Source organism: Collinsella sp. LCP19S3_B7 (genome assembly GCF_052121795.1).
Lineage (GTDB): Bacteria > Actinomycetota > Coriobacteriia > Coriobacteriales > Coriobacteriaceae > Collinsella.
In genome coordinates this window covers 1-26,168 of the sequence record NZ_JBQKDO010000009.1, presented here as the reverse complement: position 1 = coordinate 26,168, position 26,168 = coordinate 1, and the positions used below count along the sequence as shown (strand labels likewise).

At 60.2% G+C, this 26,168-nt stretch carries 24 protein-coding genes; 18 read left to right on the top strand and 6 right to left on the bottom strand.

Translation table 11 applies throughout. The features are described 5' to 3' along the window. Window positions 1-3: 3 nt before the first annotated feature. Window positions 4-1,185, bottom strand: a complete 1,182-nt coding sequence (locus ACTQW0_RS05135; RefSeq protein WP_441567198.1) for a PucR family transcriptional regulator — start codon at window positions 1,183-1,185, stop codon at window positions 4-6. Window positions 1,186-1,402: 217 nt separating this feature from the next. On the opposite strand from ACTQW0_RS05135, the gene ACTQW0_RS05130 reads away from it, so the two are divergent. The 4 genes from ACTQW0_RS05130 (at window position 1,403) to ACTQW0_RS05115 (ending at window position 5,484) form a co-directional block, all read left to right on the top strand. Then, window positions 1,403-2,434 (top strand): ornithine cyclodeaminase family protein, encoded by a 1,032-nt coding sequence (locus tag ACTQW0_RS05130; protein WP_441567196.1) that lies wholly within the window; start codon window positions 1,403-1,405, stop codon window positions 2,432-2,434. A 24-nt stretch (window positions 2,435-2,458) separates the two neighbouring features. Beyond that, complete coding sequence (locus ACTQW0_RS05125) at window positions 2,459-3,589, top strand: aminotransferase (protein ID WP_441054162.1); 1,131 nt, start codon at window positions 2,459-2,461, stop codon at window positions 3,587-3,589. Window positions 3,590-3,759: 170 nt separating this feature from the next. Next, window positions 3,760-4,431 carry a response regulator transcription factor gene (locus tag ACTQW0_RS05120; RefSeq protein ID WP_427728526.1) on the top strand — a complete coding sequence of 224 codons (672 nt, stop codon included), beginning with the start codon at window positions 3,760-3,762 and terminating at the stop codon, window positions 4,429-4,431. 9 nt (window positions 4,432-4,440) lie between these two features. Next, entirely contained in the window at window positions 4,441-5,484 is a 1,044-nt protein-coding gene (locus ACTQW0_RS05115) for a sensor histidine kinase (RefSeq protein ID WP_441567193.1), read from the top strand. Window positions 5,485-5,736: 252 nt separating this feature from the next. Here the strand turns inward: ACTQW0_RS05115 and ACTQW0_RS05110 are convergent, their stop codons facing one another. Continuing rightward, window positions 5,737-6,174, bottom strand: coding sequence for a universal stress protein (locus tag ACTQW0_RS05110; RefSeq protein WP_154515052.1), 438 nt, complete (start codon window positions 6,172-6,174; stop codon window positions 5,737-5,739). 242 nt (window positions 6,175-6,416) lie between these two features. On the opposite strand from ACTQW0_RS05110, the gene ACTQW0_RS05105 reads away from it, so the two are divergent. The 4 genes from ACTQW0_RS05105 to ACTQW0_RS05090 all read left to right on the top strand — a co-directional run bounded on the left by ACTQW0_RS05105 (window position 6,417) and on the right by ACTQW0_RS05090 (window position 12,588). Further along, window positions 6,417-7,397, top strand: a complete 981-nt coding sequence (locus tag ACTQW0_RS05105) for an undecaprenyl-diphosphate phosphatase (protein ID WP_441016070.1) — start codon at window positions 6,417-6,419, stop codon at window positions 7,395-7,397. Window positions 7,398-7,543: 146 nt separating this feature from the next. Beyond that, on the top strand, window positions 7,544-10,444 hold the full coding sequence (locus ACTQW0_RS05100) for an ATP-dependent helicase (RefSeq protein ID WP_441567191.1): 2,901 nt from the start codon (window positions 7,544-7,546) through the stop codon (window positions 10,442-10,444). Window positions 10,445-10,810: 366 nt separating this feature from the next. Continuing rightward, window positions 10,811-11,833, top strand: coding sequence for a hypothetical protein (locus ACTQW0_RS05095; RefSeq protein WP_441567189.1), 1,023 nt, complete (start codon window positions 10,811-10,813; stop codon window positions 11,831-11,833). Next, complete coding sequence (locus tag ACTQW0_RS05090; protein WP_441567187.1) at window positions 11,821-12,588, top strand: hypothetical protein; 768 nt, start codon at window positions 11,821-11,823, stop codon at window positions 12,586-12,588. The genes ACTQW0_RS05095 and ACTQW0_RS05090 overlap by 13 nt, the downstream gene beginning before the upstream one ends. Window positions 12,589-12,826: 238 nt before the next feature. Here the strand turns inward: ACTQW0_RS05090 and ACTQW0_RS05085 are convergent, their stop codons facing one another. Both ACTQW0_RS05085 and ACTQW0_RS05080 read right to left on the bottom strand, forming a co-directional pair. Further along, window positions 12,827-13,759 carry a type I phosphomannose isomerase catalytic subunit gene (locus ACTQW0_RS05085; protein ID WP_441567185.1) on the bottom strand — a complete coding sequence of 311 codons (933 nt, stop codon included), beginning with the start codon at window positions 13,757-13,759 and terminating at the stop codon, window positions 12,827-12,829. A gap of 72 nt (window positions 13,760-13,831) precedes the next feature. Beyond that, entirely contained in the window at window positions 13,832-14,551 is a 720-nt protein-coding gene (locus ACTQW0_RS05080; RefSeq protein WP_427795091.1) for a GntR family transcriptional regulator, read from the bottom strand. A gap of 340 nt (window positions 14,552-14,891) precedes the next feature. On the opposite strand from ACTQW0_RS05080, the gene ACTQW0_RS05075 reads away from it, so the two are divergent. The 3 genes from ACTQW0_RS05075 to nhaA all read left to right on the top strand — a co-directional run bounded on the left by ACTQW0_RS05075 (window position 14,892) and on the right by nhaA (window position 18,557). Beyond that, on the top strand, window positions 14,892-15,845 hold the full coding sequence (locus ACTQW0_RS05075; protein WP_427728539.1) for an ROK family protein: 954 nt from the start codon (window positions 14,892-14,894) through the stop codon (window positions 15,843-15,845). A gap of 166 nt (window positions 15,846-16,011) precedes the next feature. Continuing rightward, entirely contained in the window at window positions 16,012-16,935 is a 924-nt protein-coding gene (locus tag ACTQW0_RS05070) for a manganese-dependent inorganic pyrophosphatase (protein WP_441567184.1), read from the top strand. Between the two features lie 263 nt (window positions 16,936-17,198). Continuing rightward, a complete protein-coding gene (nhaA, locus tag ACTQW0_RS05065) occupies window positions 17,199-18,557 on the top strand; it encodes a Na+/H+ antiporter NhaA (protein WP_154515038.1) in 1,359 nt (452 codons plus the stop codon). Window positions 18,558-18,657: 100 nt separating this feature from the next. Here nhaA and ACTQW0_RS05060 read toward each other — a convergent pair whose 3' ends face one another. Then, complete coding sequence (locus tag ACTQW0_RS05060; protein ID WP_441537198.1) at window positions 18,658-18,912, bottom strand: hypothetical protein; 255 nt, start codon at window positions 18,910-18,912, stop codon at window positions 18,658-18,660. Window positions 18,913-19,070: 158 nt separating this feature from the next. Between ACTQW0_RS05060 and ACTQW0_RS05055 the strand changes: the two genes are divergently transcribed. The 7 genes from ACTQW0_RS05055 to ACTQW0_RS05025 all read left to right on the top strand — a co-directional run bounded on the left by ACTQW0_RS05055 (window position 19,071) and on the right by ACTQW0_RS05025 (window position 26,008). Continuing rightward, a complete protein-coding gene (locus ACTQW0_RS05055) occupies window positions 19,071-20,375 on the top strand; it encodes an aminotransferase class I/II-fold pyridoxal phosphate-dependent enzyme (RefSeq protein WP_441567182.1) in 1,305 nt (434 codons plus the stop codon). A 66-nt stretch (window positions 20,376-20,441) separates the two neighbouring features. Further along, entirely contained in the window at window positions 20,442-20,756 is a 315-nt protein-coding gene (locus tag ACTQW0_RS05050; RefSeq protein ID WP_154515032.1) for an STAS domain-containing protein, read from the top strand. Between the two features lie 153 nt (window positions 20,757-20,909). Beyond that, the gene (locus ACTQW0_RS05045; RefSeq protein ID WP_427718929.1) at window positions 20,910-21,482 is read left to right on the top strand and encodes a twin-arginine translocase TatA/TatE family subunit; all 573 of its coding nucleotides are present in this window, start codon (window positions 20,910-20,912) and stop codon (window positions 21,480-21,482) included. Next, on the top strand, window positions 21,482-22,279 hold the full coding sequence (tatC, locus tag ACTQW0_RS05040; protein WP_427718932.1) for a twin-arginine translocase subunit TatC: 798 nt from the start codon (window positions 21,482-21,484) through the stop codon (window positions 22,277-22,279). Before ACTQW0_RS05045 ends, tatC begins: the two co-directional genes overlap by 1 nt. Window positions 22,280-22,285: 6 nt before the next feature. Beyond that, window positions 22,286-22,642 (top strand): hydrogenase maturation nickel metallochaperone HypA, encoded by a 357-nt coding sequence (hypA, locus tag ACTQW0_RS05035; protein ID WP_441567180.1) that lies wholly within the window; start codon window positions 22,286-22,288, stop codon window positions 22,640-22,642. Between the two features lie 54 nt (window positions 22,643-22,696). Beyond that, a complete protein-coding gene (hypB, locus tag ACTQW0_RS05030) occupies window positions 22,697-23,380 on the top strand; it encodes a hydrogenase nickel incorporation protein HypB (RefSeq protein WP_441567178.1) in 684 nt (227 codons plus the stop codon). A gap of 54 nt (window positions 23,381-23,434) precedes the next feature. Then, on the top strand, window positions 23,435-26,008 hold the full coding sequence (locus ACTQW0_RS05025; protein ID WP_441567176.1) for a DNA topoisomerase I: 2,574 nt from the start codon (window positions 23,435-23,437) through the stop codon (window positions 26,006-26,008). Window positions 26,009-26,096: 88 nt separating this feature from the next. On the opposite strand, the gene ACTQW0_RS05020 is transcribed toward ACTQW0_RS05025, so the two are convergent. Beyond that, the coding region (locus tag ACTQW0_RS05020; RefSeq protein ID WP_441038702.1) for an IS3 family transposase at window positions 26,097-26,168 on the bottom strand (72 nt) is incomplete at its 5' end.

Genomic DNA, 26,168 nt, shown 5'->3' with positions numbered 1-26,168 from the left:
GGCTTACTGAAGCGAGCGAGCGCGTTCGATGGCGTAGGCGAGCGACAGCTGCTCCATCTCCGGGGCGCATTTGTAGCTCAGCCCGGTGAGAGCTGTCACCTTATCGAGGCGATATCGAATCGTGTTCGGGTGCTGGCTAGTCTGCTTGGCGGTTCGCTCGATACGTCGGTCGTTCTCGATGAATGCGGCGAGCGTGGATTCCAGTTCGCTGCCATGCTCGCTGTCGTGCTCGCGTATCGGCGAGAGAATCGCCTCCGAGAACGATCGCATCTCCGGGGTTTCCGCAAAAGGCATCACGGTTCTCAAGATGCCGAGCTGCGTATAGCGGACAGGGCCCTCGGCTCGTTGACAAGATAGGCGCTGTGCGTAAATCGCCTGCGAGATCGCCTGCGCCACCGCCTCGTCTCCAAACAGAATATCGCTGATGCCGAGCCCTTCCGCTCCGCCATCGATACCGCTAACCTCGACGAGCTCCGTGAGCGCCTGCGCGATTCGCTCCACATCGAGCGTCTGCTCCGAGTCGCTTGTCGCTACGAATAGCAGACCTCCGTCATAGGGTGCCAGCATGTTGTGGCATCCGGCGAGGGCCGATTTTGAACAAAGACGTTCGATTTGCAAAAACGTACGCGGGTCGAGGGGCTCTGCAAACGATGCGAACAGGGCGACCGCTTCGTCCAGAAATGACGGGTTAAGGCCTCGGATGCGTCGGCAGATGGACTCAGGCGATACGTCTGTCCTCAGGGCATCGATCTCGCGCTGTGCGAAGTCGATGGACGCGAGCTGCTCGATATGCCGTTTGACCTCATAGATGACGCTGTCAAAGAACAGTGAGTCGTCGGTCGTGAGAAAGACGGGGTAGTGCCGCGCGTTGGCGTAGCGGATGGCTTGGTCGGGAATCGGGATGTGCAAGACGTTTTTGATGATGAGACCGCTCGTTCCCTTGGCGACAAGGTATTTCACGGCTTCAGTGATGAGGTACGGGTCGTCCTTCGCATAGAGGAAGGTGCTGAGGACGATCTCGTCTGAGGTGAAGTTGACGCGCTGGTACTTGTTCTTGAGACCGGGCATGAGTTCATAATCGAGGATCCCGACGCCAGAGACGGCACGCGAGACGCCATCGCTGCCGGCGATTAGACGGACCGATCCCTCATATTCCCGTGAGAAGTCCGAGACGGTGTATAGCATCAACATCACCTTGTAAATCACTACAGTAAGTACCGATATAAATAGGATATTCGCACATCCATATGCCTTTGATGAGAGAAAAAGTTCAAATATCTGCTGATAGAACAAATAATCAGATTGAGAGTCGTTGTAGATTCCAACAAAAAATGATCCTTGGCGGCATCGTTACTAAACCGTACAGTGAAGCAACGTAAAGCTTTCGCTGAAAGGAGCGATGATGGGGCAGATGATGGTGCTTTCGGCTGAGGAAGTTTCCAAGGTGCTGACGATCGAGGATGCAATCGCTGCCGTGGAGGAGGCATATCGCCAGAAGGCAACGGGCAAGGGTGTTGCGTGGCCGATGGTATATGAGCAGTTCGAACCCGGCGTGGCCGACATGGATATCCGCTCGGGCGAGTTGGCGGGAAGCGGCCTCTTCGGTCTGAAGCTCACTGCTTGGTTCTCTCAGAATCCCAAAAAGGGGCTGCCCGAGATCTTTGGCACCACGCTGCTGTGCGACAACGCGACGGGCGAGCCGTTGGCGCTGCTCAACGCCTCCGCCGTCACTGGACTTCGCACCGGTGCCGCCGCTGCGCTCGGTGCCAAGTGGCTGGCTCGGGCGGATGCGTCCAAACTGCTTGTTGCGGGTGCCGGCCATATGAGCACCTATATGGTGGCGGGCGTGCTCGCCGCCTGTCCCAAGGTGAGCGAGGTCAAGGTGTGGGAGCCGGTTTCCGATGCCGCGCCCGAGGCCCGCGTCGAGCGCATGCGAGACGAGGTCGCCCATATCTTGGGCGCCTGCGAGCATGCTCGCGAGGCATCCACCTATTCCATCGAGGCGACGGCCGACGGCCAAGGTGCCGCGGCAGAGGCCGACATCATCGTGACGATTACGCCGGCAACCAAGCCCATCATCCCCGATGCATGGGTGCGCCCCGGTACGCATATCTCCTGCGTCGGTGCCGACATGCCCGGCAAGCAGGAGCTCGCCTCGGCACTTGTCGCCCGTGCCACTGTTTACGTCGACGACCGCGAGCAATCGGTCGCGTCCGGCGAGCTGGAGATTCCGGTTGCCGAGGGCGCCATCACGCCCGAGGACATCAAAGCGGAGCTCGGCGAAGTCATCGCCGGCACGGCTACGGGGCGTTCGGATGACGAGCAGGTAACGGTGTTCGATACGTCGGGCATCGCCGTTCAGGACCTTTCGGCATCGAAAATCGCCTACGACCGCGCCGTCGAGGCGGGGCTGGGCACCGCGGTGGAACTGTAAGAAAGTCAAGGAAAGGAAAGGACAATGCAGATCAAGGATTTTGCCGTCGAACAGTGGATGAACGAGTGGGAGACCAAGTGCACCCACAACGTTGCGGAGACGTGCGTCTACTCCCTTACGCTCGACCAGCTGTTCGAGCTTACGAACACCGACAAGAAGGCGTGGCTCGATAGCCTGTGCTCGCGCCGATTCACCTACGGAGACATCGAGGGGCAGCCCGGCTTCCTCGAGGGGGTCGCGCGTCTCTATAAGACGGTCGAGCCCGGGCATATCGTGCCCACGCACGGCGCGACCGGTGCCAACTCCCTGGTTATTTCCACGCTCGTCGAACCGGGCGATCACGTAGTCTCCGTCAAGCCTACCTACCAGCAGCTTTACTCGATTCCCGAGATGTGCGGTGCGAAGGTCGATATCCTTCAGCTCGATCGCAAGAACGGCTACCACGTCGACGTCGACGCGCTCGATGCCCTGGTGACCGACGATACCAAGCTCATCTGCATCAATAACCCGGACAACCCCACGGGCGCCCTGCTCGACACCGATACGCTCAAGGCGATTGTCGAGGTCGCGCGCAAACACGACGCGTGGCTGCTCTGCGACGAAGTCTATCGTCTGCTTACTCAGACGGATGAGTACTGCGAGTCCGTGGTCGACCTGTACGACAAGGCCGTCGCCACCGCATCCATGTCCAAGGTCTGGTCGTTCGCCGGCCTGCGTCTGGGCTGGGCGGTCACCAAGAGCCCGGAGCTCCGTCGCGCGCTCCTCTCGCATCGCGATTACAACCTGATTTCCGCCGGCATATTCAGCGAGTCGGTGGCGGAGTTGATTCTGAGTAACGCTTCCGTGATCCTTGAGCGCAGCCGTCGCATCGTCCGTCAGAACCTCGCTGTTCTGGAAAAGTGGGTCGAGAGTGAGCCGCACCTGTCGTTCGTCAAGCCCGAGGCGGGTAGCACCGCGCTCGTGTATTACGACTACGACATCGACTCCAGGACGTTCTGCACCGACATGATTAAGAAGTCCGGCGCGCTCGTCACCCCGGGCGATTGCTTCGAGGAGCCCAAGAGCATGCGTATCGGCTATGCATACTCCGATAACACCGACGACCTGCAGAAGGGCCTGGATGCCATCTCTGCGTACATGCGTACGCTCGAGTAGAGGCTCAAGGTCGAAGTGATGGGGCCGATCGGTTTAGGACCGGTCGGCCCCCATTTTCTCTCAAGGCTACCGAACGCTTTTGTCACATTAGGTGCCCACGGGGTCGTATCGCTGCGACGCCGTGGGCATAATGGTGTGGAAGGTGCAAGTTGCGCGAAATGGGAGGACACATGGCGCTGATCTATGTCGTTGAGGACGACGAGCGCATTCGTCGTGAGCTTGTCGACATCCTTGCCCGCGCCGGGTTTGAAATCGAGGCCTGCGAATCGTTTGAGCATGTCTCGCGCGATATCCTTGCCGCCGCGCCCGACCTGGTGTTGCTCGACCTCACGCTTCCCGTCAAGGACGGCCAACATATCTGCCACGAGGTTCGCCGCGAATCCGAGGTTCCTATCATCGTCCTCACGTCGCGCACGACCGAGATCGACGAGGTCATGGCCATGACGCTTGGCGCGGACGACTTTGTTCCCAAGCCTTACAGCGCCCGTGTGCTCGTGGCGCACATCAATGCGTTGCTGCGCCGCACCGCGGCGGCGGGCGATCGCAGCACGCTCGTCCACAAGGGGCTGGAGCTCGACCTTGCCCGCTCCATGGTCACCAATACGGCAACCGGCGACAGTACCGAGCTCACCAAAAACGAGCTGCGTATCCTCTCGCTGCTCTTGGGCCGCGCGGGCAAGATTGTCTCGCGCTCGGCTATCATGCAGGACCTGTGGGACTCCGACGCCTTCGTGGACGACAATACGCTCACCGTCAATATCAACCGCCTGCGCACCACGCTCGAAAAAATCGGCATCAAGGGGTATTTGACGACGCATCGCGGCCAAGGCTATTCGGTCTAGGGGCCGGTTATGTCGTTTGCCAAGTTCTTTAAAGATGCACTGCTTCCCGTTGCCGTGTGGACCTGCGGCGTGCTGCTGAGCTGTTTTGTACTGACGGTCGCCGGCGCCCCGGCATCCATCGTGGCCGTGGCGGTCGGTGTGTCCTTTATCTTTGGCATGCTGGGCATCGTGATCGAGTACGTGCGCCGTCGTCGTTTTCTGTGCCAGCTGGAGCGCGCGGCAGAGGAGCTGGGGAGCCCCGCATGGGTGCAGGAGATGGTGCAATGCCCGACCTATGCCGAGGGCGAGCTCGAATATGAGGTCTTGCGCCGGGTGGGCAAAGCCGCTTGCGACGAGGTGGCGGAAGGCCGGCGCCAGACCGATGACTACCGCGACTATATCGAGAGCTGGGTCCACGAGGCCAAGCTGCCCCTGGCGGCGGCTCATCTGATTTTGGAAAACCTGGACGGCAGCGAAGACGACCTGTCGCGCGTGGATGACCTGGGTCGCGAGCTGGCTCGCGTGGAGCGCTATATCGATCAGGCGCTGTACTATGCGCGCTCGGAAGTCGTAGAGCGCGACTACCTAATTCGCCGCTGGGGTCTCAAGAGCTTGGTGACGGGCGCGATTAAAGCCAACGCGCGCGAGCTCATTGCGGCGCACGTGGCTCCGGTGTGCGAGAACCTCGACTTTGAGGTGTTCACCGACGAGAAATGGCTCGAGTTTATTCTGGGCCAGCTCATTCAGAACAGCATTAAATATGCGCGTGAGGACGGCGCGAAGATTGTGTTTTCGGGTGCGTTGCTGGACGAGGGCCTGGCAAGCGAGCGCATCGAGCTTACCGTCGCGGACAACGGCTGCGGCGTGAGCGCGGCTGACCTGCCGCGCGTGTTCGAGAAGGGCTTTACCGGCGATAACGGCCGCACCACCAAGCGCGCAACGGGCATCGGCCTCTACCTGGTGGCACGCCTGTGTTCCAAGATGGGCATCGACGTCACCGCGGCATCCGACTCCGGCGAAGGCTTTGTCGTAACATTCGCTTTCTCGACCAACAAGTTTCAATACTTCGAGTAGTCGGGCCGTCTTGTGGTGCGGATGGCTATGTTCCCGAGCGTGACCATGGCTATGAGGCTCTAAAAAATCACCCAAACAAAACGTGCCGCCCAACCAGGGCGGCACGCCATCTCTCTATTCAGCTAACTCGCTGAAGTACGGTGACGAAGGCGCAAGGCCGGGAGGGGTTATCTAAGCCGACATCCCGCAGCCGCGAAGCGGCGAGGACGTCGGCGTGATAACCCCGCAGGCCATGCGCCGGCGGGAAGGAACCTACTTCACGACCAGAATGTCGCAGTCGGTGTTGCGCAGCAGGAATGTCGAAATCGAACCCAGGAGCGCATACTTGATCGAGGAAAGGCCACGAGCGCCGCAGAGCACCAGATCGGGCTTGACCACGTCGAGCATCTCGTCCTTGAGCGTCTCGCGAATACGGCCGGCGCGAATCATGACTTCGACCTCGGGAATGTTGGGATTAGCCTTGGCCTCTTCGAGCTGCTTGGCGATGGAGTTCTTAAAGGCCTCCTCCAGGCCGTTGACCAGATCGACCGGATAGGAACCGGCGCTCTCGAGCGCCGTGGAATCGATGACGTGACCGATGATCAGCTTGGCGCCATTGTTTGCGGCGACCTTGATAGCGCGTGTGAGCACAAAATCCTGCTGCTCAGTACCGTCGAGTGAAACAAATACCTTGGTATAGCCCTCGTTCATGGTTTCCTCCTTGGTCTATCGCACGGGCGCGGGGCTCGTGCATCGGACGACGTGTTGGCCGCCGGACACTTTAGCTTGTTGCAGTTATACCCAAGGATTTCGGTTTGACCGCTCGCAATTCTGTGAACGGGCGAGATTTTTGGTAAGGGTGGGCGCGGCCGCGGCCGAACGGTTGATAATGGGACATCGCCCGCAACCGTCCGCAGAACAACTATCGGCGGGTGACAAACGAGGGGGTCCCTTTGGATATCATCGAGCTTCTAAAATCTGCCTTCATGGGCCTGGTCGAGGGCATCACCGAATGGCTGCCCGTTTCGTCGACGGGCCACATGATCTTGGTGGACGAGTTCGTCAAGATGAATGTGAGCGAGACATTCTGGAATATGTTCCTGGTCGTGATTCAGCTTGGCGCCATTTTGGCCGTTTGCGTTCTGTTCTTCTACGACTTAAATCCGTTCTCGCCCAGCAAGGGCAAGGAGGGTCGTCGCGACACCTGGGTGCTGTGGGGCAAGATTGTGCTTGGCTGTATTCCCGCCGCGGCGATCGGTCTGCCGCTCAACGACTGGATGGAGGAGCATTTCTATAACGCTCCCGTCGTGGCGCTGGCGCTCATCGTGTACGGCGTGTTGTTTATCGTGATTGAGAACTGGCGTGCAAGTAAGCGCGAGAACGCCGCTCTTGCCGATTCGTTTGGTTCGCGTGCTGTGGTGGCGGGCGGGCGTCCCGCCGGTGCACACTTCGCGGCGCCTGCGGCGGATATTGCCGAAGACAATGACAATGACGAGGATTTGGATTTTGGATCCATCGCCACGCTCGAGGACCTGAGCTGGAAGACCGCATTGGGTATCGGTTGTTTCCAGGTGCTTTCGTTGATTCCGGGCACATCACGTTCCGGCTCCACCATCATCGGCGGCCTGCTGCTGGGCTGCACGCGCTCGGTGGCGTCCAAGTTCACGTTTTTCCTGGCCATTCCCGTTATGTTTGGCGCGAGCGCGCTCAAGCTGGTCAAGTACTTCGTTAAGGGCGGTACGTTTGGCACCAACGAGATTGCCATTCTGGGCGTGGGCTGCGTCGTGGCCTTTGTGGTTTCGCTTATTGCCATCAAGTGGCTCATGGGCTTCGTTCGCCGTCACGACTTTAAGTGCTTTGGCGTCTACCGCATTATTCTGGGCATCGTGGTGCTCGCGTACTTCTTTGTTCTGGAGCCTATGCTCGGCCTGTAACTTGGTTGACGCTGCGCGGCGGTCAGAGCGCGGCGCACGGAGTCGTGGTGTGATTTGCATCGGTGTCCGCGCGGCTCGGTATACTGGTACGGCTCAAACTATGGCGCCGCCCGCAGGCGCGCCGTCCGTCAGATGAGGAGTCGCCCATGACCCAGCCCTTGCCCTGGGAAAAGAACGCCGCGGTACCCGTGCCGCCCGCGCCGGAACCCGTGCCGCTCGATGCATACACCGCCCCCGCTGCGCCGGAGCCCGAGCTCGTTCCGCTCGACATCTACGACGCTCCCGCGTCGGCACCCAAGCCCGTCAAGCCGCTCGTCGACATCGACAGCCTTAATCCCGCCCAGCGCGAGGCCGTCCTGACCACCGAGGGCCCGTTGCTGGTCCTCGCCGGCGCAGGCTCGGGCAAGACTCGCGTCCTGACCTTCCGCATCGCGCATATGCTCGGCGACCTGGGTGTTAAGCCTTGGCAGGTTCTTGCCATCACGTTTACCAACAAAGCCGCGGCCGAGATGCGCGAGCGTCTGACGGCGCTCATTCCCAGCGGTACCCGCGGCATGTGGGTGTGCACCTTCCACGCCATGTGCGTGCGCATGCTGCGCGAGGACGCCGACCTGCTGGGTTACACCGGTCAGTTCACCATCTACGATGACGATGACTCAAAGCGCATGGTGCGTGACATTATGCAGGCGCTCGGCATCGAGCAAAAGCAGTTCCCCATCAACATGATTCGCAGCAAGATCAGTTCGGCCAAAAACGCCATGATCGGCCCCGAGGACATGCTCAAATCCGCCGATAGCCCCAACGACAAAAAGGCCGCGCAGGTCTACCTGGAGCTGGAGCGCCGCCTGCGCGCCGCCAACGCGATGGACTTCGACGATTTGCTCGTGCGCACACTCGAACTGCTGCGCACCCGCCCCGAGGTGCTCGACAAGTACCAGGAGCGCTTCCGCTACATTAGCGTCGACGAGTATCAGGACACCAACCACGTCCAGTACGAAATCGCCAACCTTCTGGCCGCCAAGTACCAAAACCTCATGGTTGTGGGCGACGATGACCAGTCCATTTACAGTTGGCGTGGCGCCGACATCACCAACATCTTGGACTTTGAGCAGGACTTTAAAAACTGCAAGACCGTTAAGCTCGAGCAGAACTACCGCTCTACGGGCCATATCCTAAATGCCGCCAACGCCGTGGTGCGCCACAACTCGCAGCGCAAGGACAAGCGCCTGTTTACGGCTGAGGGCGATGGCGAGAAGATTCAGGCCTTCCAGGCGAGCGACGAGCGCGACGAGGGTCGCTGGATTGCCGGTGAGATCGAGAAACTGCATGCCAAAGGCACGAGCTACGACGACATCGCCGTGTTTTATCGCACCAACGCCCAGTCGCGTATTCTCGAAGATATGTTTCTGCGCGCGGGCGTGCCCTACAAGATCGTGGGCGGCACTCGATTCTTCGACCGTGCCGAGATTCGCGACGTCATGGCCTACCTCAAGATGATCGTGAACCCGGCCGACGAGATGAGCGTCAAGCGCGTCATCAACACACCGCGCCGCGGCATTGGCTCCACCTCAATCCAAAAGATCGAGCAGCTGGCACGCGACAACCGTTGCTCGTTCTTCCAGGCTTGCGAGATTGCGTGCGCCGAAACCGGCATGTTTAGCGCCAAGGTGCGCAACGGCCTGTCGAGCTTTGTCTCACTGGTGCGCGAGGGCCGCCGCATGGACGGCGAGCTCAAGGACGTTGTCGAGATGATCGTCGATAAGACGGGCCTGCTGCAGGCGTTTCGCGCCGAGGGCACCATGGAATCTGAGAGCCGCGCCGAGAACATCCAGGAATTTCTGGGCGTTGCGGCGGAATTTGAGGAGACGCACGAGGATATCGAGGGTACGCTCGAGAGCCTAGAAGAGCTGCGCGCAGCCGGTGTTGCCGACGTGCCTGCCGGCGCCGAGCCCGAGCCCGTCATGGTGAGCGTGTCTGCGCCCGAACCGGGGCCATCTGTCCCGGCATCCTCGTTTGAGGCGCTCGTCGGCGCCCGTGACGTCGCGGGCTCCAATCCGCTCGATGGCTTGGCCGCTCCGGCGCTGTCTCCGCAGGATGCCCTGGCCGCCGCCATCGCAGGCAACGCGTATACCGCGCCGACGGAGCTGCCGGCGGCTGCCGTGCATGCCGGCGAGATCGAGCGTACCTACGGTCCGCTCACCTGTAAGGCGCTGCCGGCACTCATGGAGTGGCTGGCCTTGCGCTCCGACTTGGATTCCCTGGCCGGCGAGACGCATGCCATTACCATGATGACCATCCACTCCGCCAAGGGCCTGGAGTTTCCGGCGGTGTTCGTGGCCGGCATGGAGGAGGGTATCTTTCCGCACGTGCACGACTTTGGCGGTAGCGATGATCCGGGCAAGCTCGAGGAGGAGCGTCGCCTGGCCTACGTCGCCATCACGCGTGCCCGTAAACGCCTGTTCTTGACCTATGCGGCCACGCGTCGCACCTACGGTTCGACCTCCGCCAACCCGCGTTCGCGCTTTCTCAACGAGATTCCGTTTGAGGATATCGAGTTTAGCGGTATCGGTTCTGCCGGTTTTGAGGGCACGGGCTGGGAGAAGCGCGGCGACCGTCGCGGCACCTTTGGCTCGGGCATGGGTTCGGATATGTATGGCGGCAAGGTGTTTGGTTCGCATACGCGCTCGACCGGCGGTTCCGGTTCGCGCGGTGGATCGAGCTTCGACGATTTCTTTGGCGGCAGCAGCTACGGGACCGAGCGCCATCGTGGGGTCTCGCCCGACGCCGGTCGCGTTGCCTCGACCTTTGGCTCGGGCGCACCGCGAGCCAAAAAGCCGTCGTCCAAGGTGTCCCCGACAGTGGAGCGCAAGGTCGATCGCGCCAGCGCGTCGCAGGACTTTGCCGCGGGCGATACCGTGAGTCATAAGACCTTTGGCACGGGTACCGTGATCTCGGTCGCTGGAGACATGATCGAGGTCCAATTCGAAAAGACCGGCCAGACCAAAAAGCTGATGAAGGGCTTCGCTCCGATCGTCAAGCTGTCGTAATTCCGGCGGACCCGGGCGGGCGTATGGGGCAACATCGCCTGCTCGGGCAGTCCTGCGCAAGACGGAGGCCACATTAAGTGGCCTCCTTTGCGTGCGGAACTCGCGATCGATGTTGCCCCATACGCTCGCCCGGGTCCTTGGGTAACGTTGCTGGACGAACGTCGCTTTGCTCGTTCGCTTTTTGATCTAGAGAACCGGGTGGGCTGAATACTTAGACATGGCAAGGGGCTCCCCCGTTAAAGAACGGGGGAGCCCCTGTTGCGTTTTGAATGGTGCGCTTGACTTTGATGATTGATGATTTTATACGATTCAGTATAATTTTAGATAGATAGTAAAATGTAACTGAAATGAAAATGGTGAGTGGACATGCTGCTAAATTGTCTCCCTAAAAGACTCTTCTCTTTAGAGCTCGCCATCGATTCAGAGCCAGTTGAGATGCAGATTCCTCGCATGTATCTCGAGCGCTATTCGCTTCGCTTAGCACGGCTCGGCATGTCTGAGCAAGGCCGTTTTATTGTTGCGGAACCAAAAGAACCGCCCAGTGTCATTTCGGCGCGAAATCTCGCCAATGCAGTGCGCAAGATAGATGCTCGCCCGGTGGCAATTTGCTGGGACGCTATGGATTTAGGCTTTATGCGCGCGCTTTCTTCGGAGGGGATCGCATATATCCGAGATGAGCGAAATGCGTTTCTGCCGTTTATCGGAGCCGTTATTTCCGGTGAGGTGCTGGGTGCTTCTCCCGCTGCTCCGCTTTCGCCCCAATCTCAACGAATCGTCCTAAATCTCATCGCGGGACGATGGGTTGACTGCTCCGCCGGCGACCTGGCGCGTCTGTGTGGCAAAAGCGCGGCAAGCGTCAGCGGCTATCTTTCGGAAATCGCCGCTATAGCTCCTGGGTTGATTATGCGGGACGGCAAAAAGCGTATATTGTGCGATGCCGGGTTGTCGACCGAGACGCTGCTGGATGGGTTTGAGGACTATCTTCGCACACCAGTTTTAGAGCGAATCCGGCTCAAGAAGGTTATCGAGAGAACAGAGCTACGTGCCGTTGACGCGCTGCTTTCCGGTATGTCTGCCCTTAGCTATATGTCTGACCTTGCTCATGAAGACTCTGCTCCAACCATTGCTCTCGAAAAGAATCAGCTAGAGGACCTAAAAGAGCACATGGGTGACAGATGGCTGGAGGCCCAGTGGTACGAACCGGCTGGTGTCGAGATTGAGGTCTGGTCGTATCCCGTGGACGAGCCGTCCGATGTTAGTTTTGACACGACAGGTTTGCAATGTGTCGACCCGTTCTCCTTATACGTTGCCTGCGCAAAAGAGGATTACAAAGATGACCGTCTGCTCGATGCGGTCGAACAGCTCAGGAGGACGATATGCCAAAAGTGAGGGGGATAGAGCGATTTGCCGACGCCATGAGCAGCTGCAAAGGTGGTTACGTCCTTATTGGCGGGGGAGCCTGCAGCGTTCTGTTTGACAATGAGGGCGATTCGTTTAGAGCTACCGAAGACTTGGATGTCGTCGTAATTGCTGATGGGGAAGGCGTTGAATTTGCCACTGCATTGTGGGCATTTATCAAAGCAGCTGGATACGAGATTGGAAAGGTCGGCGATGGAAAGTGCACTTACTATCGGTTCTGCTTGCCCAAAGGATCGAAGCGGGCCCTAGACTATCCCGGTCAAATTGAGCTATTTGCCCGACATCCTGATTTTGTGCTCGAAGATGAAACGAGCGAAGTGGCACCTCTTTCCTTTGACGGGGCCGTATCAAGTCTCTCGGCAATTATCCTCGACGATGGCTACTACGAATTTATTCGCGACAACGCAGCGAACGTAGAGGGCATTACGTTGCTCGATGCACTCCATATCATTCCCCTCAAGATGCGTGCGCACATTGATATCAACAGAAGTTATGAAGAGGGACGTCGTTGCAACAACATTGATCGGCGGAAGCACCGTTCGGATGTTGCTCGACTTGCTGACTTGTTGTCGCCTTCGGCGCGTTTGGAGCTAACGGGGCAAATGAGAGTTGATGCGGAGGATTTTCTTACGGACTTTGCTTCGTATGTAAATCGGCAGACCAACCGTAAGGAAAGAGTGCGGCTTCAGGACACGCTATCGTTTCTCGAAAAGGTCTACCTATAGGCACCTTGAGTCGTTTTGTATGGCAGGGGCTCCTCCGTTGATGAACGGGGGAGCCCCTTGTTGCTTTTTGATTGTCGTTACTAGCCAGAGGCTCGCCGGGATGGGGCGCGGGGTTTGATCGATCGCGAGTTCCGCACGAGCCGGAGAGCACTTAATGTGCTCTCCGTGCGAGCAGGACTGTCCGAGCAGGCGACCAAACCCCGCGCCCCATCCCGGCGAGCGCTCGGGGACCGGTAACTTACAGGTGCGAGACGATCAGTTCCATCTGGCCTTCGAGGTCAATGGAGCTGACGGTGCTGGGTGCCAGCAGGTGACTTCCCTTGTGGACGGGGTCGCCGCAGACGGTGCCTTCGCCGTCGATGACCGACAGGCACATGAAGGGCCAGCGCTGCTCCAAGGTCTTGCTGCCGTCGACGCGCACGCGATCGACGGTGTAGCAGGAGTTAGACTCGAGCTCGGTTACGCCGTTCACCTCGGGCGCGGCCACCGTGCCGTCGGTCGGAGCCTGAGCATCAAAGTCGATGCAGTCGAGGCTCTGCTCAATGTGCAGCGGACGCAGTTTGCCGTCGGTGCCGGGACGGTCGTAGTCGTACAGGCGATATGTCACGTCGCTTGACTGCTGCGTCTCCAAAATGAGCGTGCCGGTCTTGATGGCGTGCACGGTACCGGAATCAATCTGGAAAAAGTCGCCCTTGTGGATCGGCAGCACGTTGAGCATGTCGTCCCAACGGCCCCCCTCGATCATCTGTGCGGCCTCGGCGCGGTCATACGCGCGCTGGCCGACGATGATCGTGGCGCCGGGCTCGCAGTCCAGCACATACCAGCACTCGGTTTTGCCCAGGCTGCCGTTCTCGTGCTTGGCGGCGTACTCGTCGTTGGGATGAATCTGGATCGAAAGGTCGTCCTTGGCGTCCAGAATCTTAACGAGCAGCGGGAACTCCTTGCCCTCGCACCTGCCAAAGAGCTCGCGGTGCTCGGCCCACAGCCACGACAGCGTGTGGCCGGCATACGGGCCCTCCGCAATCTGGCAGTCGCCGTTGGGGTGGGCCGAGATGGCCCAACACTCACCGATGGGTCCATCGGGAATGTCGTAGCCAAATACGGTTTCGAGCTGGCGGCCGCCCCAGATCTTCTCGTGGAAGATCGGCGTCAGTTTAATCAAATCGGACATATTCATACCCCATTGTGTTGCGCGGGCGTTGCACAAACAGCTCAAAACGAGCGCCCGCATGACTACAAAAACCTATGCCAACGTTACGTTGTGCAACTCAAAGCGGTCGCCAACGTTGCGCGAGACCGAATACTCAAAGGCCGCGCCGCTGTCCAAAAAGCCAATCTGGTTGAGCTCGAGCAGGGGAGAGCCAGGTTTGGTGTCCAGGCGCTCGGCTTCTTCCTCGGTTGCTGCCACGGCGCGAATGATACGGTGGAAGCTCGAGATCTTCAGCCCACATTGCTCGCGGACAAAGCGGTAGACCGATCCGTACAGGTCCTTCTTTTTAAGGCCCGGAATCAGCTCGAGGGGCATGTAGGTGTACTCGATAACGATGGGCTTCTCATCGGCCTGACGCACGCGCACGATGTGATAGGCAAAGTCATCCTCGGCAATTCCCAGCTGGGCTGCGATGTCCGCTGGTGGATTAACAATCGAGAAATCGTAGACCACCGAGGTCACCTTCTCCCCGCGGTGCTCATACGAAAAGCCCTGGGCACGGTCGTTTTTGCCCTGGAAAAACGCTTGGCCGGGAAGTCCCGCCGTGTCCTTAACGTAGGTACCCGATCCACGACGGCTGGTAACAAGACCTTCCTCGGTGATTTGCTCGATAGCTCGTTTGACGGTGATTTTGGAAACGCTATAGAGCTCGCAGAACTCAACGACGGTGGGAAGCTTGTCGCCTGGTTTAAGAGCGCCATCCTCAATACTTCGACGAATATCTGCAGCTATCGCCTCGTATTTGGGAATCATGAGACCTCCTTTCCAACTTGATTGAGTATAAAAGAAAGTATACTCAACACCTAAGTATCCCTATTGAGTCATTGAAAAGTTCGATAGATATATTACTAAAAGTCGCTTTGCGCTAAAAATAAAAGCGCTCTAAATAAATATACATTCGAATAATGTCGTGTTGAGAAATCTAATCGGTCCGAGGACGGGGCCGAACCGATTTAGCACCCAGCGAACCGAATCCTGTATTCTGCATTTCCTCAGATAAAACCTACCAAAACAAACCTGTCCCTTTTTGGTAGGTTTTTGCCTTGGGAGCGGTACCATACAGACAATGTTTAAACGAGAAAGGCGGGCCCCTATGGAACCTAAGCAGTACTACATCGGCATCGACGTCGGCGGCACTTCGGTTAAGGAGGGCCTGTTCGACGGGGATGGCAACCTGCTTGCGAAGGTCAGCGTGCCCACGCCTCCCATCGTTGACGCTGCGGGCTTTGCCGCGGTGACCGAGGCTATCGACCAGGTGGTCGCCAAGGCACAGATTCCGCGCGCCTTTGTGGCGGGCATTGGCCTTGCTGTTCCGTGCCCCATTCCGGCAGCGGGCGATGCCAAGGTCAAGGCCAACATTGCCATTAACTTGCCCGAGTTGAAGATCGCCATTCAGGAGCACTGCCCCGATGCGGTCGTTAAGTACGAGAACGATGCCAACGCCGCTGCCATGGGCGAGGCTTGGCTCGGTTCTGCCAAGGACGTGCAGAATGTGGTGATGGTCACCATCGGTACCGGCGTGGGCGGCGGCGTTATCGTCAACGGCGATGTGGTGTCGGGTGTTGTGGGCGCTGGCGGCGAGATTGGCCATATGTGCCTGAATCCGGCTGAGGAGCGCACTTGCGGCTGCGGCGGCCATGGCCACCTGGAGCAGTATTCCAGCGCCACCGGCGTGGTGAGCAACTACCTTGCCGAGTGCAAGAAGGCGGGCGTCGAGCCCATCGAGCTCACCGGCCCCTCCGATTCCAAGGACGTGTTCCAAGCCTGCCGCGAGGGTGATAAGCTCGCGCTGGCCGCGGCCGATACCATGGCCGACTATCTCGGCCGTGCCCTGGCGCTTATTGCCAACGTGGTCGATCCCGAGATGTTCCTGATCGGCGGCGGCGCCTCCGCCTCGGCCGATGTCTACCTCGATAAGGTTCGCGAGTACTTCCAGCGCTACGCGCTTTCCGCCTCGCGCGAGACGCCCATTAAGGTTGCCTCGCTCGGAAACGACGCCGGCATCATCGGTTCTGCCTACGTAGCCCTGCGCGCTGCCGGTAAATAGCTGGTGCAAGGGGGCCAGGTTACTTTGCACCAACATGGTGCAAAAGGGACAGCCTTGGCCCCCATACCTGCCACAAAATATGCCGTGGCCCTTCCGTCCCCAAAGGCCAGCTGCCAGCGTGCTACCATAGCTACGTCTAAGTACACATACCAAGTGGAGGATACCCATGGCAAACGTTCTTGTCTTTGGTCACCAGAACCCCGATAACGACGCCATCATGAGCGCCGTCGTTCTGTCTCAGCTGCTCAACCAGGTTGAGTATGCCGGCAACACCTATGAGGTCTGCGCTCTTGGCCAGCTTCCGGCAGAGTCCGCCAAGCTGCTCGCAGACGCCGGCATTGCCGAGCCCCGCGTGATTGAGTCCGTCGAGGCCGGCCAGCTTGTCGTTCTCACCGACCACAACGAGTCCGCCCAGTCCGTCGCCGGCCTTAAGGACGCCACGGTCTTTGGCGTCGTTGACCATCACCGCATCGGCGACTTTGAGAGCGCCGGCCCGCTGCACTACATCTGCCTGCCCTGGGGTTCCAGCTGCACCATCGTCACTAAGCTCGCCGGCGTGCTCGGCGTTGAGCTTTCCGACGTTCAGGCCAAGCTGCTGCTCTCGGCCATGATGACCGACACGCTCATGCTCAAGAGCCCCACCACCACCGATGTCGACCGCGCCGTCGCCGCCAAGCTCGGCGAGCAGGTGGGCGTCGACCCGGTCAAGTTTGGCATGGAGGTCTTCCTCACCCGTCCGTCCGGCTCCTTCACCGCAGCCGAGATGGTCGGCAACGACATCAAGATGTTCGGGCCCGCCGGCAAGAAGCTGCTCATCGGCCAGTACGAGACCGTCGACAAGAGCCGTGCGCTCGGCATGATCGACGAGATCCGCGAGGCCATGCGCGCCTACGCCGCCGAGAAGGGTGCCGACGGCATCGTCCTGTGCATCACCGACATCATGGAGGAGGGCTCGCAGGTCCTGCTCGAGGGCGAGACCGAGGCCGCTCAGAAGGGCCTGGGCATTGCCGACGAGCACGACGGCGTCTGGATGCCGGGCGTCCTCTCCCGTAAGAAGCAGGTCGCTGCCCCCATCATGGCCGCCTGCTAGGTTTTGTAACCTGCTACGACCGGACCGCGGACGCCCCGCGCTCCGGTCGTTTTTTGTGCGCGGGACCGCGTCCTCTATTGGACAGGGGCGCCCGTACCGCTGGGCAAATAATGTTCAACCTGTGGTTCCGCTTTTCGGCCACGCCTGCGTGCTTGTCGTGCAGGGTAGGCTAGATGCAAGCGTAATACGTTGGAGCGCGGTGCCGCCACTTGGGCGGGCCGTGCTTTTTTAAGACGGGAGCTTTCCCGTGAAAGGAGCCGCCCATGGCAGCAACTGAGCAGCTGTTCAACGTTCGTGAGCGCAAGCGCTTTGAACGTCATGACATCTGGGAGCGCATCGCCGAGAACGGCACGATTTCCGCCGCCGTCATGGTCATCGCCGCCATCGCCGCCGTTATCTGCGCCAACACCGATGTCTACGAGGCTATCCATCACTTTTTGGAGACCCCGCTGTATGTGGGTCTGGGCAACCTTACGGCTGGCCTCACCGTCGAGCTTTTCGTCAACGACTTTCTCATGGCGATCTTCTTTTTGTTGGTGGGCATTGAGCTTAAGTACGAGATGACGGTCGGCGAGCTCAAGAATCCGCGTCAGGCCATGCTTCCCATGCTGGCAGCCGTGGGCGGCGTCGTCGTTCCCGCCTGCATCTACCTGATCTTTAACCATGCCGGCGCCCGCAACGGTTGGGCCATCCCCATGGCAACCGATATTGCCTTTGCGCTGGGCGTGCTGTCGCTTTTGGGCAATCGCGTGCCCAACGGCGTGCGCGTGTTCTTCTCGACGCTCGCCATCGCCGACGACCTCATCTCCATCGCCGCCATCGCCATTTTCTACGGCCAGAGCCCCAGTCCGTTTTGGCTGGGTGCCGCTGCAGTTGTGACCTGCGCACTTGTGTGGCTCAACAAGACTCAGCATTATCGCCTTGCCCCGTACTCGGTGCTTGGTCTGCTGCTGTGGTTTTGCATGTTTAAGAGCGGCGTGCACGCCACGCTTGCCGGTGTCATCCTGGCCTTCACCATTCCGGCCAAGTGCGGTGTTAAGCTCGATAGCCTTACCGATTGGCTAGGCGAGTACCTGCCGTTGCTCGACGACCGTTACGACGACGAGGCGCACATCCTGGGCCAGCACGACTTTACCCTTTCGACTACCAAGGTCGAGCGTGTCATGCATCGTGTGACCCCGCCGCTCATCCGCATGGAGCGCCTGATCTCTACGCCGGTCAACTTTGTGATCCTGCCGATCTTTGCGTTTGTCAACGCGCAGGTTCGCCTTGTGGGCGTGGACATGAGCGTGCTGCTTACCGACCCGGTGACCCTCGGCGTGTACTTTGGCATGCTGCTGGGTAAGCCGATCGGTATCTTTGGCGTGACGTTTGCCCTGGTCAAGCTTAAGGCTTGCGAGCTGCCTCATAACGTTAACTGGCATATGATCGCCGGCGTGGGCATTTTGGGTGGCATCGGCTTTACCATGTCGATCCTCATCAGCGGCCTCGCCTTCCCGACGGCCCAGTTCGAGGTTCTGGCCGCCAAGGCCGCCATTCTTGCCGGTTCTGTTACCGCGGCCGTGCTGGGCATGATCTACATGAGCGTGGTCTGCAAGCATCCTTCGCCCAAGGACGAGTAGGAGCGCGAAAACCGGGGCCGGACATGCCCCGGATGCCCTCGTGTGAAAAAATGCCGTTTGTGAGCACTGTCACAAACGGCATTTCATTTATTTGCCATTTTTATTCCACGGTGCCGTAGACGGCGCCCCAGCCGTGGGCGGCAAGGGCCGAGTTAAGCTGGTCGCAAAGCGATTGGCGGTCGTAGTGGCCGGGCGGCAAAAGATTCACGATTTCCATGAGATCGGGCGCCAGGTCCAAGATCTCCGCCTGAACGATTAGATCCAGGCGGTCAATGGCCTTACGGCCATAAAACAAGCCGTCGACCAGACGCTGCAGGTCTCCGAACTCCTCGGCTTGAAAAGAGCCGTATTCCATACTGCCTCCTTGGATGTGCCATGCGGCTATATGGGTCATACGGTGGATATCGTAATTCATTGCGATGGACTTAATCTATCACGGCTTCATACCGTTGCGGCGGTAGCGGTCTATACTTAGACAAACTGCAACGTCCCGCTTTGCGAAAGGTCGCACCCATGCAGACGATCTACCAGAAGATGGAAACCACCGAACTCGATGCCGCCATCGAGGCGCTCAAAGCCGAGGTTGCCGAGGTCAAGGCCAAGGGCCTGGCGCTCGACATGGCGCGCGGCAAGCCGTCGCCCTCCCAGGTGGACATCTCGCGCCCCATGCTCGATATCCTCAATGCCGACGCCGATCTGCACGACGGTAACGTCGACTGCTCCAACTACGGCTGCTTTGAGGGCATCCCCTCGGCACGCAAGCTGGCGGGGGAGTTCCTGGGTTGCCCCGCCGATCAGACGCTCGTACTGGGTTCGTCGAGCCTTTTGATCGAGCACGATATCGCCGGTATGTTCTGGCGCTGCGGCTCGTGCGGCAGCGAGCCTTGGGAGGCTTATGAGGCCGCGCACGACGGTAAGAAGGTCAAGTTCCTGTGCCCGGTTCCCGGCTACGACCGTCATTTTGGCATCACCGCCGACCTGGGTATCGAGAACGTCCCCGTCGCGATGACCGGCAGCGGCCCCGACATGGACGAGGTAGAGCGCCTGGTTGCCACCGACGACTCCATCAAGGGCATCTGGTGCGTGCCCAAGTATTCCAACCCCACGGGCATCACCTTTAGCGAGGACACCGTGCGCCGCTTGGTCGAGATGCCCACGGCCGCGCCCGATTTTCGCATCTTTTGGGACAACGCCTACTGCGTGCACGACCTGTACGACGAGACCGACGAGCTCGCCAACATCTTCGATCTTGCCCGCGCGGCGGGTACCGAGGATCGCGTGGTGGCATTCGCCTCGACGTCCAAGATCACCTTCCCGGGCGCGGGCATCGGCTTTATCGGTGCGAGTCCTGCGGTCATCGCGGAGTTCTCCAAGCGCCTGAAGGCCGGTCTTATCAGCGCCGACAAGCTCAACCAGCTACGCCACGTGCGCTTCCTTCCCACCATCGAGGCGGTCAAGGAGCACATGAAAAAGCATGCCGAGTTCTTGCGTCCGCGCTTTGAGGCCGTCGAGCGCAAGCTCACTGAGGGCCTGGGCGATACGGGTTGCGCTACTTGGACGCATCCCCGCGGCGGCTACTTTGTGAGCTTTGATGGCCCCGAGGGCTCGGCCCAAAAGGTCGCCGCGCTTTGCGCCGACCTGGGTGTCAAGCTCACGCCGGCAGGTGCCACCTGGCCTTATGGCAAGGATCCGCGCGACACCAACATCCGCATCGCGCCGAGTTATCCCACGGTCGAGGACCTGGAGGCCGCACTCGACGTGCTGGTGCTGGCCGTCAAGCTTGTCGCTGCCGAGCTTGCTCGTGCCGAGCGCGCCTAACGCGTAGGGCCCCGCAAATCCGCGTCCAGTACCATCCGCACTCTCGATACGCAAAGGAGCGTATACATGGATTTGGGTATTTCCACCAACCCCACGCCGGAGCTCTACACCATCAGGGTGACCGGTGAGATTGATATCTCTAACGCCGACAGCTTGCGTAACGCCATCGACTTGGCGCTCGAGCAGCCCACCGAGGCCGTTGAGCTCGACTTTGCCCAGGTGAGCTATATCGACTCGACAGGTATTGGCGTACTTGTGGGCGCCGCGCACCACGCAGCCGATCACGACAAGCGGTTTGGCTGCGTCAACGTGCAGCCCCCGGTGATGCGCGTGGTTCAGTTGCTGGGTGTCGACCAGGAGATTTCAATTACGGCGGCATAAGCCCTGCCCCAAAAAGGGCGTGCCGTTTGGTATATGTTTGTGATGCGCTCGGATGTTTTGACGTCCGGGCGCTATACTTGACCGAATGAATAGACGAGTTCCGGCCGAATGGCGCGGTGCGGGCTCGACTCACATCGAGCCTTGGAGGTATGTGTGTTTGGTATTGGAGAGGGTGAGCTCGCGATCATCGTGGTCTTCGGCTTTTTGCTGTTTGGCCCGGATAAGCTCCCGCAGATGGGCCGCACGATCGGCCGTGCCATCCGTCAGTTCCGCGAGACGCAGGAAAAGATGACGGCTGTTGTTCAGTCCGAGATTATCGATCCGGTAAGCGAGGCCGCTTCGGCTCCGGTCAAGCCCAAGAAGGCTGCCGTCGATGACGATTCCGATGCGGACGAGGATGCCGTCGAGACGGCCGCGCCCGCAAAGAAGGAGACCTTTGCCGAGCGCCGTGCCCGCCTTGCCGCCGAGAAGGCCGCGAGTGAGGGTGCTGCCGAGGACGAAGGTGCTGCTGGTGAGGCTGAGGGCCCCGAGTCTGCCGCTGCCGCCGTCGAGCCCGAGCCTGCTGCAGAGCCGGAGCCCGAGCCCGAGCCGGCAGAGCCCACGACGGCTGACCTCTACGCCCGTCGTCCCCGCAAGCGCAAGGCCGTCGTCGACCAGCTCGCTCGCGAGCTCGAGGCCGAGGACGACGCCGCTGCCGCCCATGCCCCGAAGGGAGGCGATGAGTGATGCCTATCGGACCTGCGCGCATGCCGCTCTTCGATCATCTGGGTGAGCTCCGTCGTCGCCTGACCATCGTGGTCGTGTCAGTCTTTGCCGCCGCCATCGTGCTGTATTTCGCCACGCCCGTGGTGCTCGACATCCTGGAAGACCCCATCCGCTCTTTTGTGCCGGACGGTAAGTTCTACATCACCACCACGCTCGGCGGCTTTGGTCTGCGCTTTTCGCTGGCTCTCAAGATGGCCGTTGTCATGTGCACGCCTATGATCATTTGGCAGATTCTGGCGTTTTTCCTGCCGGCGCTTCGCCCCAACGAGCGCAAGTGGGTTGTTCCCACGGTGCTCGCCTCGACGGTGCTGTTCTTCCTGGGCGCAATCTTTTGCTACTTCATCATCATCCCTGCGGGCTTTGAGTGGCTCATCGGCGAAACCTCGGCCGTCGCTACGGCGCTGCCCGATCTGGAGAACTACGTCAACATGGAGCTGCTCTTTATGATCGGCTTTGGTGTGGCGTTTGAGCTGCCGCTCATCATCTTCTACCTTTCTGTCTTCCATATCGTGTCCTATGCGGCCTTCCGCGGTGCCTGGCGTTACGTATACGTTGGCCTGCTTGCGGGCTCGGCTGTGATTACGCCCGACGGCTCGCCCGTTACACTGGGTCTCATGTATGGCGCCCTGCTCTCGCTCTACGAGATTTCGCTCGCCATCGCCCGCGTGGTCATTACCGCGCGCGATGGCAAGGAAGGCTTGTTTGTGAGCCGTCTGGATCTGTTCTCGAACGACGACGAGGACGACGACGAGGAGTAAATCCGTATGCACGAGGTTGGCATTGTCAACGGCATACTCGATACAGTGATTCGCGCGGCGCGTGGGGCGGGGGCCTCGCGCGCTGTTTTGGTAACGCTGCGCATTGGGGATATGACCGAAGTTGTGCGTGAGGCGCTCGACTTTGCGTGGGAGACGTTTCGCGACGAGGACATACTCACGCGCGGCTGCGAGCTTGCCGTGGAGGAAGTCCATCCACAAAGTGAGTGCCTGGACTGCCGCGAGGTCTTTGAGCACGACCGCTTCCATTGCCGCTGTCCTCAGTGTGGCGGCACCAACGTGCGCCTGCTGCACGGCCGCGAGCTCGACATCGCCAGCATCGAGATCGAAACCCCCGACAATTAACCAGCCTGCCATTTGGGGACGGGGTATAAATGGTAGAAGTAAGGAGTGCCGAGTATGGCCGAGAAAACTATTGATATCGCATCGCCGATTCTGTCGCGCAATGAGCGCCTGGCAGATCAGCTGCGCCAGCGATTCAAAGAGACAGGCACCTATGTGATCAATGTGCTGTCGAGTCCCGGCTCTGGTAAGACCACCACGATTCTGGGCACCAACGAGCGCCTGCGCGACAAAGCCGGCCTGCGCTGTGCCGTCATCGAGGGCGATATCGCCTCGGATGTCGACGCCATCACCATGAAGGAAGCCGGCATGCCCGCCATTCAGATCAACACGGGCGGTCTGTGCCACCTCGAGGGCAACATGATCATGGAGGCCGTCGACGCGTTCGACCAGGCAGTGGGCCTTCAAAACATCGATGTTATCTTTATCGAAAACGTGGGCAATCTGGTCTGTCCGGTCGACTTTGACCTGGGCGAGAACCTGTCCATCATGATTCTCTCGGTGCCCGAGGGCGACGACAAGCCCATTAAGTACCCGGGCATCTTCCAGCACGCTGGCGCACAGCTGCTCAACAAGGTCGATGTGGCCCCGGCTTTCGATTTTGACATGGATAGGTATACTAAGACACTCGATGACCTCAATCCGCAGGCGCCGCGGTTTGTCGTGAGCGCACGCAAGGGCGAGGGCATGGATGCCTGGTGCGATTGGCTCATCGGGCAGATCGAACAAACAAGGGCGTAAGTCGGCCGTCGTACGTGCGGGCGCAGCCGCAGACACACGAGATAGGAGCCTCTTTTGAAGCTCATCATCGCCGAGAAAAACGACGCCGCGCGTCAGATTGCCGAGCGTCTTTCCACGGGCAAGCCCAAAAAGGACAAGGTGTACAACACCGCCATCTACCGTTTTGAGTGGAAGGGCGAGGAGTGCGTGACAATCGGCCTTGCCGGGCACATCCTTGCGCCCGATTTTTGCGACAGCGTACTGTTCGATAAAAAGCTGGGTTGGTATTCGGTCACCGAGGACGGCGAGATGCTGCCGGCCGATATACCCGATGGCCTGGCGCGTCCGCCCTATGACACCAAGCGCAAACCGTTCCTTGCCGACGGTATCTCCATCAAAGGCTGGAAGCTCGAGAGCCTGCCCTACCTTACCTGGGCGCCCGTTATCAAGCTGCCGGCCGAGAAAGAACTCATTCGCTCGCTCAAGAACCTTGCCAAGAAGTCCGACAGCGTCATCATCGCCACGGACTTCGATCGCGAGGGCGAGCTGATTGGTTCGGACGCCCTCAACAAGGTGCGCGAGGTTGCGCCCGACTTGCCGGTTGCCCGCGCCCAGTACTCTTCGTTTACCAAGGCCGAGATCACGCAGGCCTTTGATAACCTCGTCTCGCTCGACCAGAACCTGGCCGATGCCGGCGAGAGCCGTCAGCACATCGACCTCATTTGGGGTGCGGTGCTCACGCGCTACCTGACGCTCGCCAAGTTTGGCGGCTTTGGCAACGTGCGTTCTGCCGGCCGCGTGCAGACCCCGACGCTCGCCCTGGTGGTCGAGCGCGAGCGCGAGCGCATGGCGTTTGTGCCCGAGGACTACTGGCAGATCCGCGGCATGGCTGCCGCGCAGGCTGCTGCCGAGGACGACCGCTTTAAGATCGCGCACAAGACGGCGCGTTTTACCGACAAGGATGCTGCCGAGATGGCGTACGGCCATGTCGACGGCGTTGCGACGGCAACCGTTGCCGCGGTGACCAAGCGCTCGCGCAAGCAGCAGCCGCCCACGCCGTTTGCGACCACCTCGCTGCAGGCTGCCGCTGCGGCCGAGGGCATCTCGCCCGCACGCACCATGCGCATCGCCGAGTCCCTCTACATGGCGGGTCTTATCAGCTATCCGCGTGTCGACAACACCGTGTACCCCGCGACGCTCGATCTGGGCGCCGTGGTGAGTGACCTTGCAAAGATCAACCCGGCGCTGGCGCCCGTATGCAAAAAGGTGCTCGCCGGTCCCATGAAGCCCACGCGCGGCAAGGTCGAGACCACCGACCACCCGCCTATCTACCCCACGGGCGAGGGCGATCCGTCCATGCTCGACGGTGGCCAGCGCAAGCTCTACGACCTCATCGCTCGTCGCTTCCTGGCGACGCTTATGGGCCCCGCCACCATCGAGAACACCAAGCTCGAGCTCGACGTGAACGGCGAGCCGTTCGTGGCTTCGGGCGATGTGCTCGTGACCCCGGGTTTCCGCGAGGCATACCCGTACGGACTCAAGCGCGACGAGCAGATGCCGCCGCTGGAGCAGGGCGACACGGTCGACGTGTTCGACATTAAGCTCGAGGCCAAGCAGACCGAGCCGCCCGCACGCTACAGCCAGGGCAAGCTCGTGCAGGAGATGGAAAAGCGCGGCCTGGGCACCAAGTCCACGCGCGCGAGCATCATCGAGCGCCTGTACGCCGTGCGCTACCTCAAAAACGATCCCGTGGAGCCGAGTCAGCTGGGTATCGCCATCATCGATGCACTGTCGCAGTTTGCCCCGCGCATCACGAGCCCCGATATGACCAGCGAGCTCGACGGCGACATGACCCGCGTGGAGCGCGGCGAAGATACCGAAGAGCATGTCGTGACGCACTCGCGCGCGCTGCTGGCCGGCGTGCTCGATGAGCTGCTCAAGCATACGCAGGAGCTGGGCGACGCCATCAGCGATGCCGTCACGGCCGATGCGCGCGTGGGCGCCTGCCCCAAGTGCGGCAAGGATCTGGTCATGAAGACGAGCGCCAAGACCCGCGGCAGCTTTATCGGCTGCATGGGCTGGCCCGACTGCGACGTGACCTATCCGGTGCCGAGCGGTGTCAAGGTGAGCCCGCTCGAGGGCGAGGCTGCCGTGTGCTCCGAATGCGGCGCGCCGCGCATTAAGTGCCAGCCGTTCCGCCAGAAGGCCTTCGAGATCTGCGTGAACCCGACGTGCCCCACCAACTACGAGCCCGACCTTAAGGTGGGCGAGTGCAAGGTGTGCGCCGAGGCCGGACGCCATGGCGACCTGATCGCGCACAAGAGCGAGAAGAGCGGCAAGCGCTTTATTCGCTGCACCAACTACGATGACTGCGGCGTGAGCTATCCTCTGCCGGCGCGCGGTAAGCTCGAGGCGACGGGTGAGACCTGCCCCGAGTGCGGCGCCCCCATCGTGGTGGTCAACACGGCGCGCGGTCCGTGGCGCATCTGCGTGAACATGGACTGCCCGACCAAGGAGAAGAAGCCCGCCCGCGGCCGCAAGACCACGACTAAGGCGAGCACGGCAAAGAAGACCACGGCGAAAAAGACGACTGCCAAGAAGGCTGCCGCGAAAAAGACGACCACAAAGAAGGCGGCCGCCAGCAAGTAGCGGCGCAGCCGAAACATTGCCCAAAACAAAAACGGGCGAGGGTCCCATGATGAACTGCACCCCAAAACTTGGACGGCTTAAATAAGAACTACGCCGCAAGGGGCTGGTTCCGGAACTCCTCCGGGGTCAGCCCCTTCAGTTTAACCTGCCTTCGCCTCGT

Coding starts and splice junctions, on each gene's coding strand:
- ACTQW0_RS05075 (WP_427728539.1), top strand. CDS start 14,892: ATGGAACCTAAGCAGTACTACATCGGCATCGACGTCGGCGGCACTTCG.
- ACTQW0_RS05120 (WP_427728526.1), top strand. CDS start 3,760: ATGGCGCTGATCTATGTCGTTGAGGACGACGAGCGCATTCGTCGTGAG.
- ACTQW0_RS05130 (WP_441567196.1), top strand. CDS start 1,403: ATGGGGCAGATGATGGTGCTTTCGGCTGAGGAAGTTTCCAAGGTGCTG.
- ACTQW0_RS05090 (WP_441567187.1), top strand. CDS start 11,821: ATGCCAAAAGTGAGGGGGATAGAGCGATTTGCCGACGCCATGAGCAGC.
- tatC (WP_427718932.1), top strand. CDS start 21,482: ATGCCTATCGGACCTGCGCGCATGCCGCTCTTCGATCATCTGGGTGAG.
- hypB (WP_441567178.1), top strand. CDS start 22,697: ATGGCCGAGAAAACTATTGATATCGCATCGCCGATTCTGTCGCGCAAT.
- ACTQW0_RS05095 (WP_441567189.1), top strand. CDS start 10,811: ATGCTGCTAAATTGTCTCCCTAAAAGACTCTTCTCTTTAGAGCTCGCC.
- hypA (WP_441567180.1), top strand. CDS start 22,286: ATGCACGAGGTTGGCATTGTCAACGGCATACTCGATACAGTGATTCGC.
- ACTQW0_RS05070 (WP_441567184.1), top strand. CDS start 16,012: ATGGCAAACGTTCTTGTCTTTGGTCACCAGAACCCCGATAACGACGCC.
- nhaA (WP_154515038.1), top strand. CDS start 17,199: ATGGCAGCAACTGAGCAGCTGTTCAACGTTCGTGAGCGCAAGCGCTTT.
- ACTQW0_RS05055 (WP_441567182.1), top strand. CDS start 19,071: ATGCAGACGATCTACCAGAAGATGGAAACCACCGAACTCGATGCCGCC.
- ACTQW0_RS05060 (WP_441537198.1), bottom strand. CDS start 18,912: ATGGAATACGGCTCTTTTCAAGCCGAGGAGTTCGGAGACCTGCAGCGT.
- ACTQW0_RS05135 (WP_441567198.1), bottom strand. CDS start 1,185: ATGCTATACACCGTCTCGGACTTCTCACGGGAATATGAGGGATCGGTC.
- ACTQW0_RS05110 (WP_154515052.1), bottom strand. CDS start 6,174: ATGAACGAGGGCTATACCAAGGTATTTGTTTCACTCGACGGTACTGAG.
- ACTQW0_RS05100 (WP_441567191.1), top strand. CDS start 7,544: ATGACCCAGCCCTTGCCCTGGGAAAAGAACGCCGCGGTACCCGTGCCG.
- ACTQW0_RS05115 (WP_441567193.1), top strand. CDS start 4,441: ATGTCGTTTGCCAAGTTCTTTAAAGATGCACTGCTTCCCGTTGCCGTG.
- ACTQW0_RS05125 (WP_441054162.1), top strand. CDS start 2,459: ATGCAGATCAAGGATTTTGCCGTCGAACAGTGGATGAACGAGTGGGAG.
- ACTQW0_RS05085 (WP_441567185.1), bottom strand. CDS start 13,759: ATGTCCGATTTGATTAAACTGACGCCGATCTTCCACGAGAAGATCTGG.
- ACTQW0_RS05080 (WP_427795091.1), bottom strand. CDS start 14,551: ATGATTCCCAAATACGAGGCGATAGCTGCAGATATTCGTCGAAGTATT.
- ACTQW0_RS05050 (WP_154515032.1), top strand. CDS start 20,442: ATGGATTTGGGTATTTCCACCAACCCCACGCCGGAGCTCTACACCATC.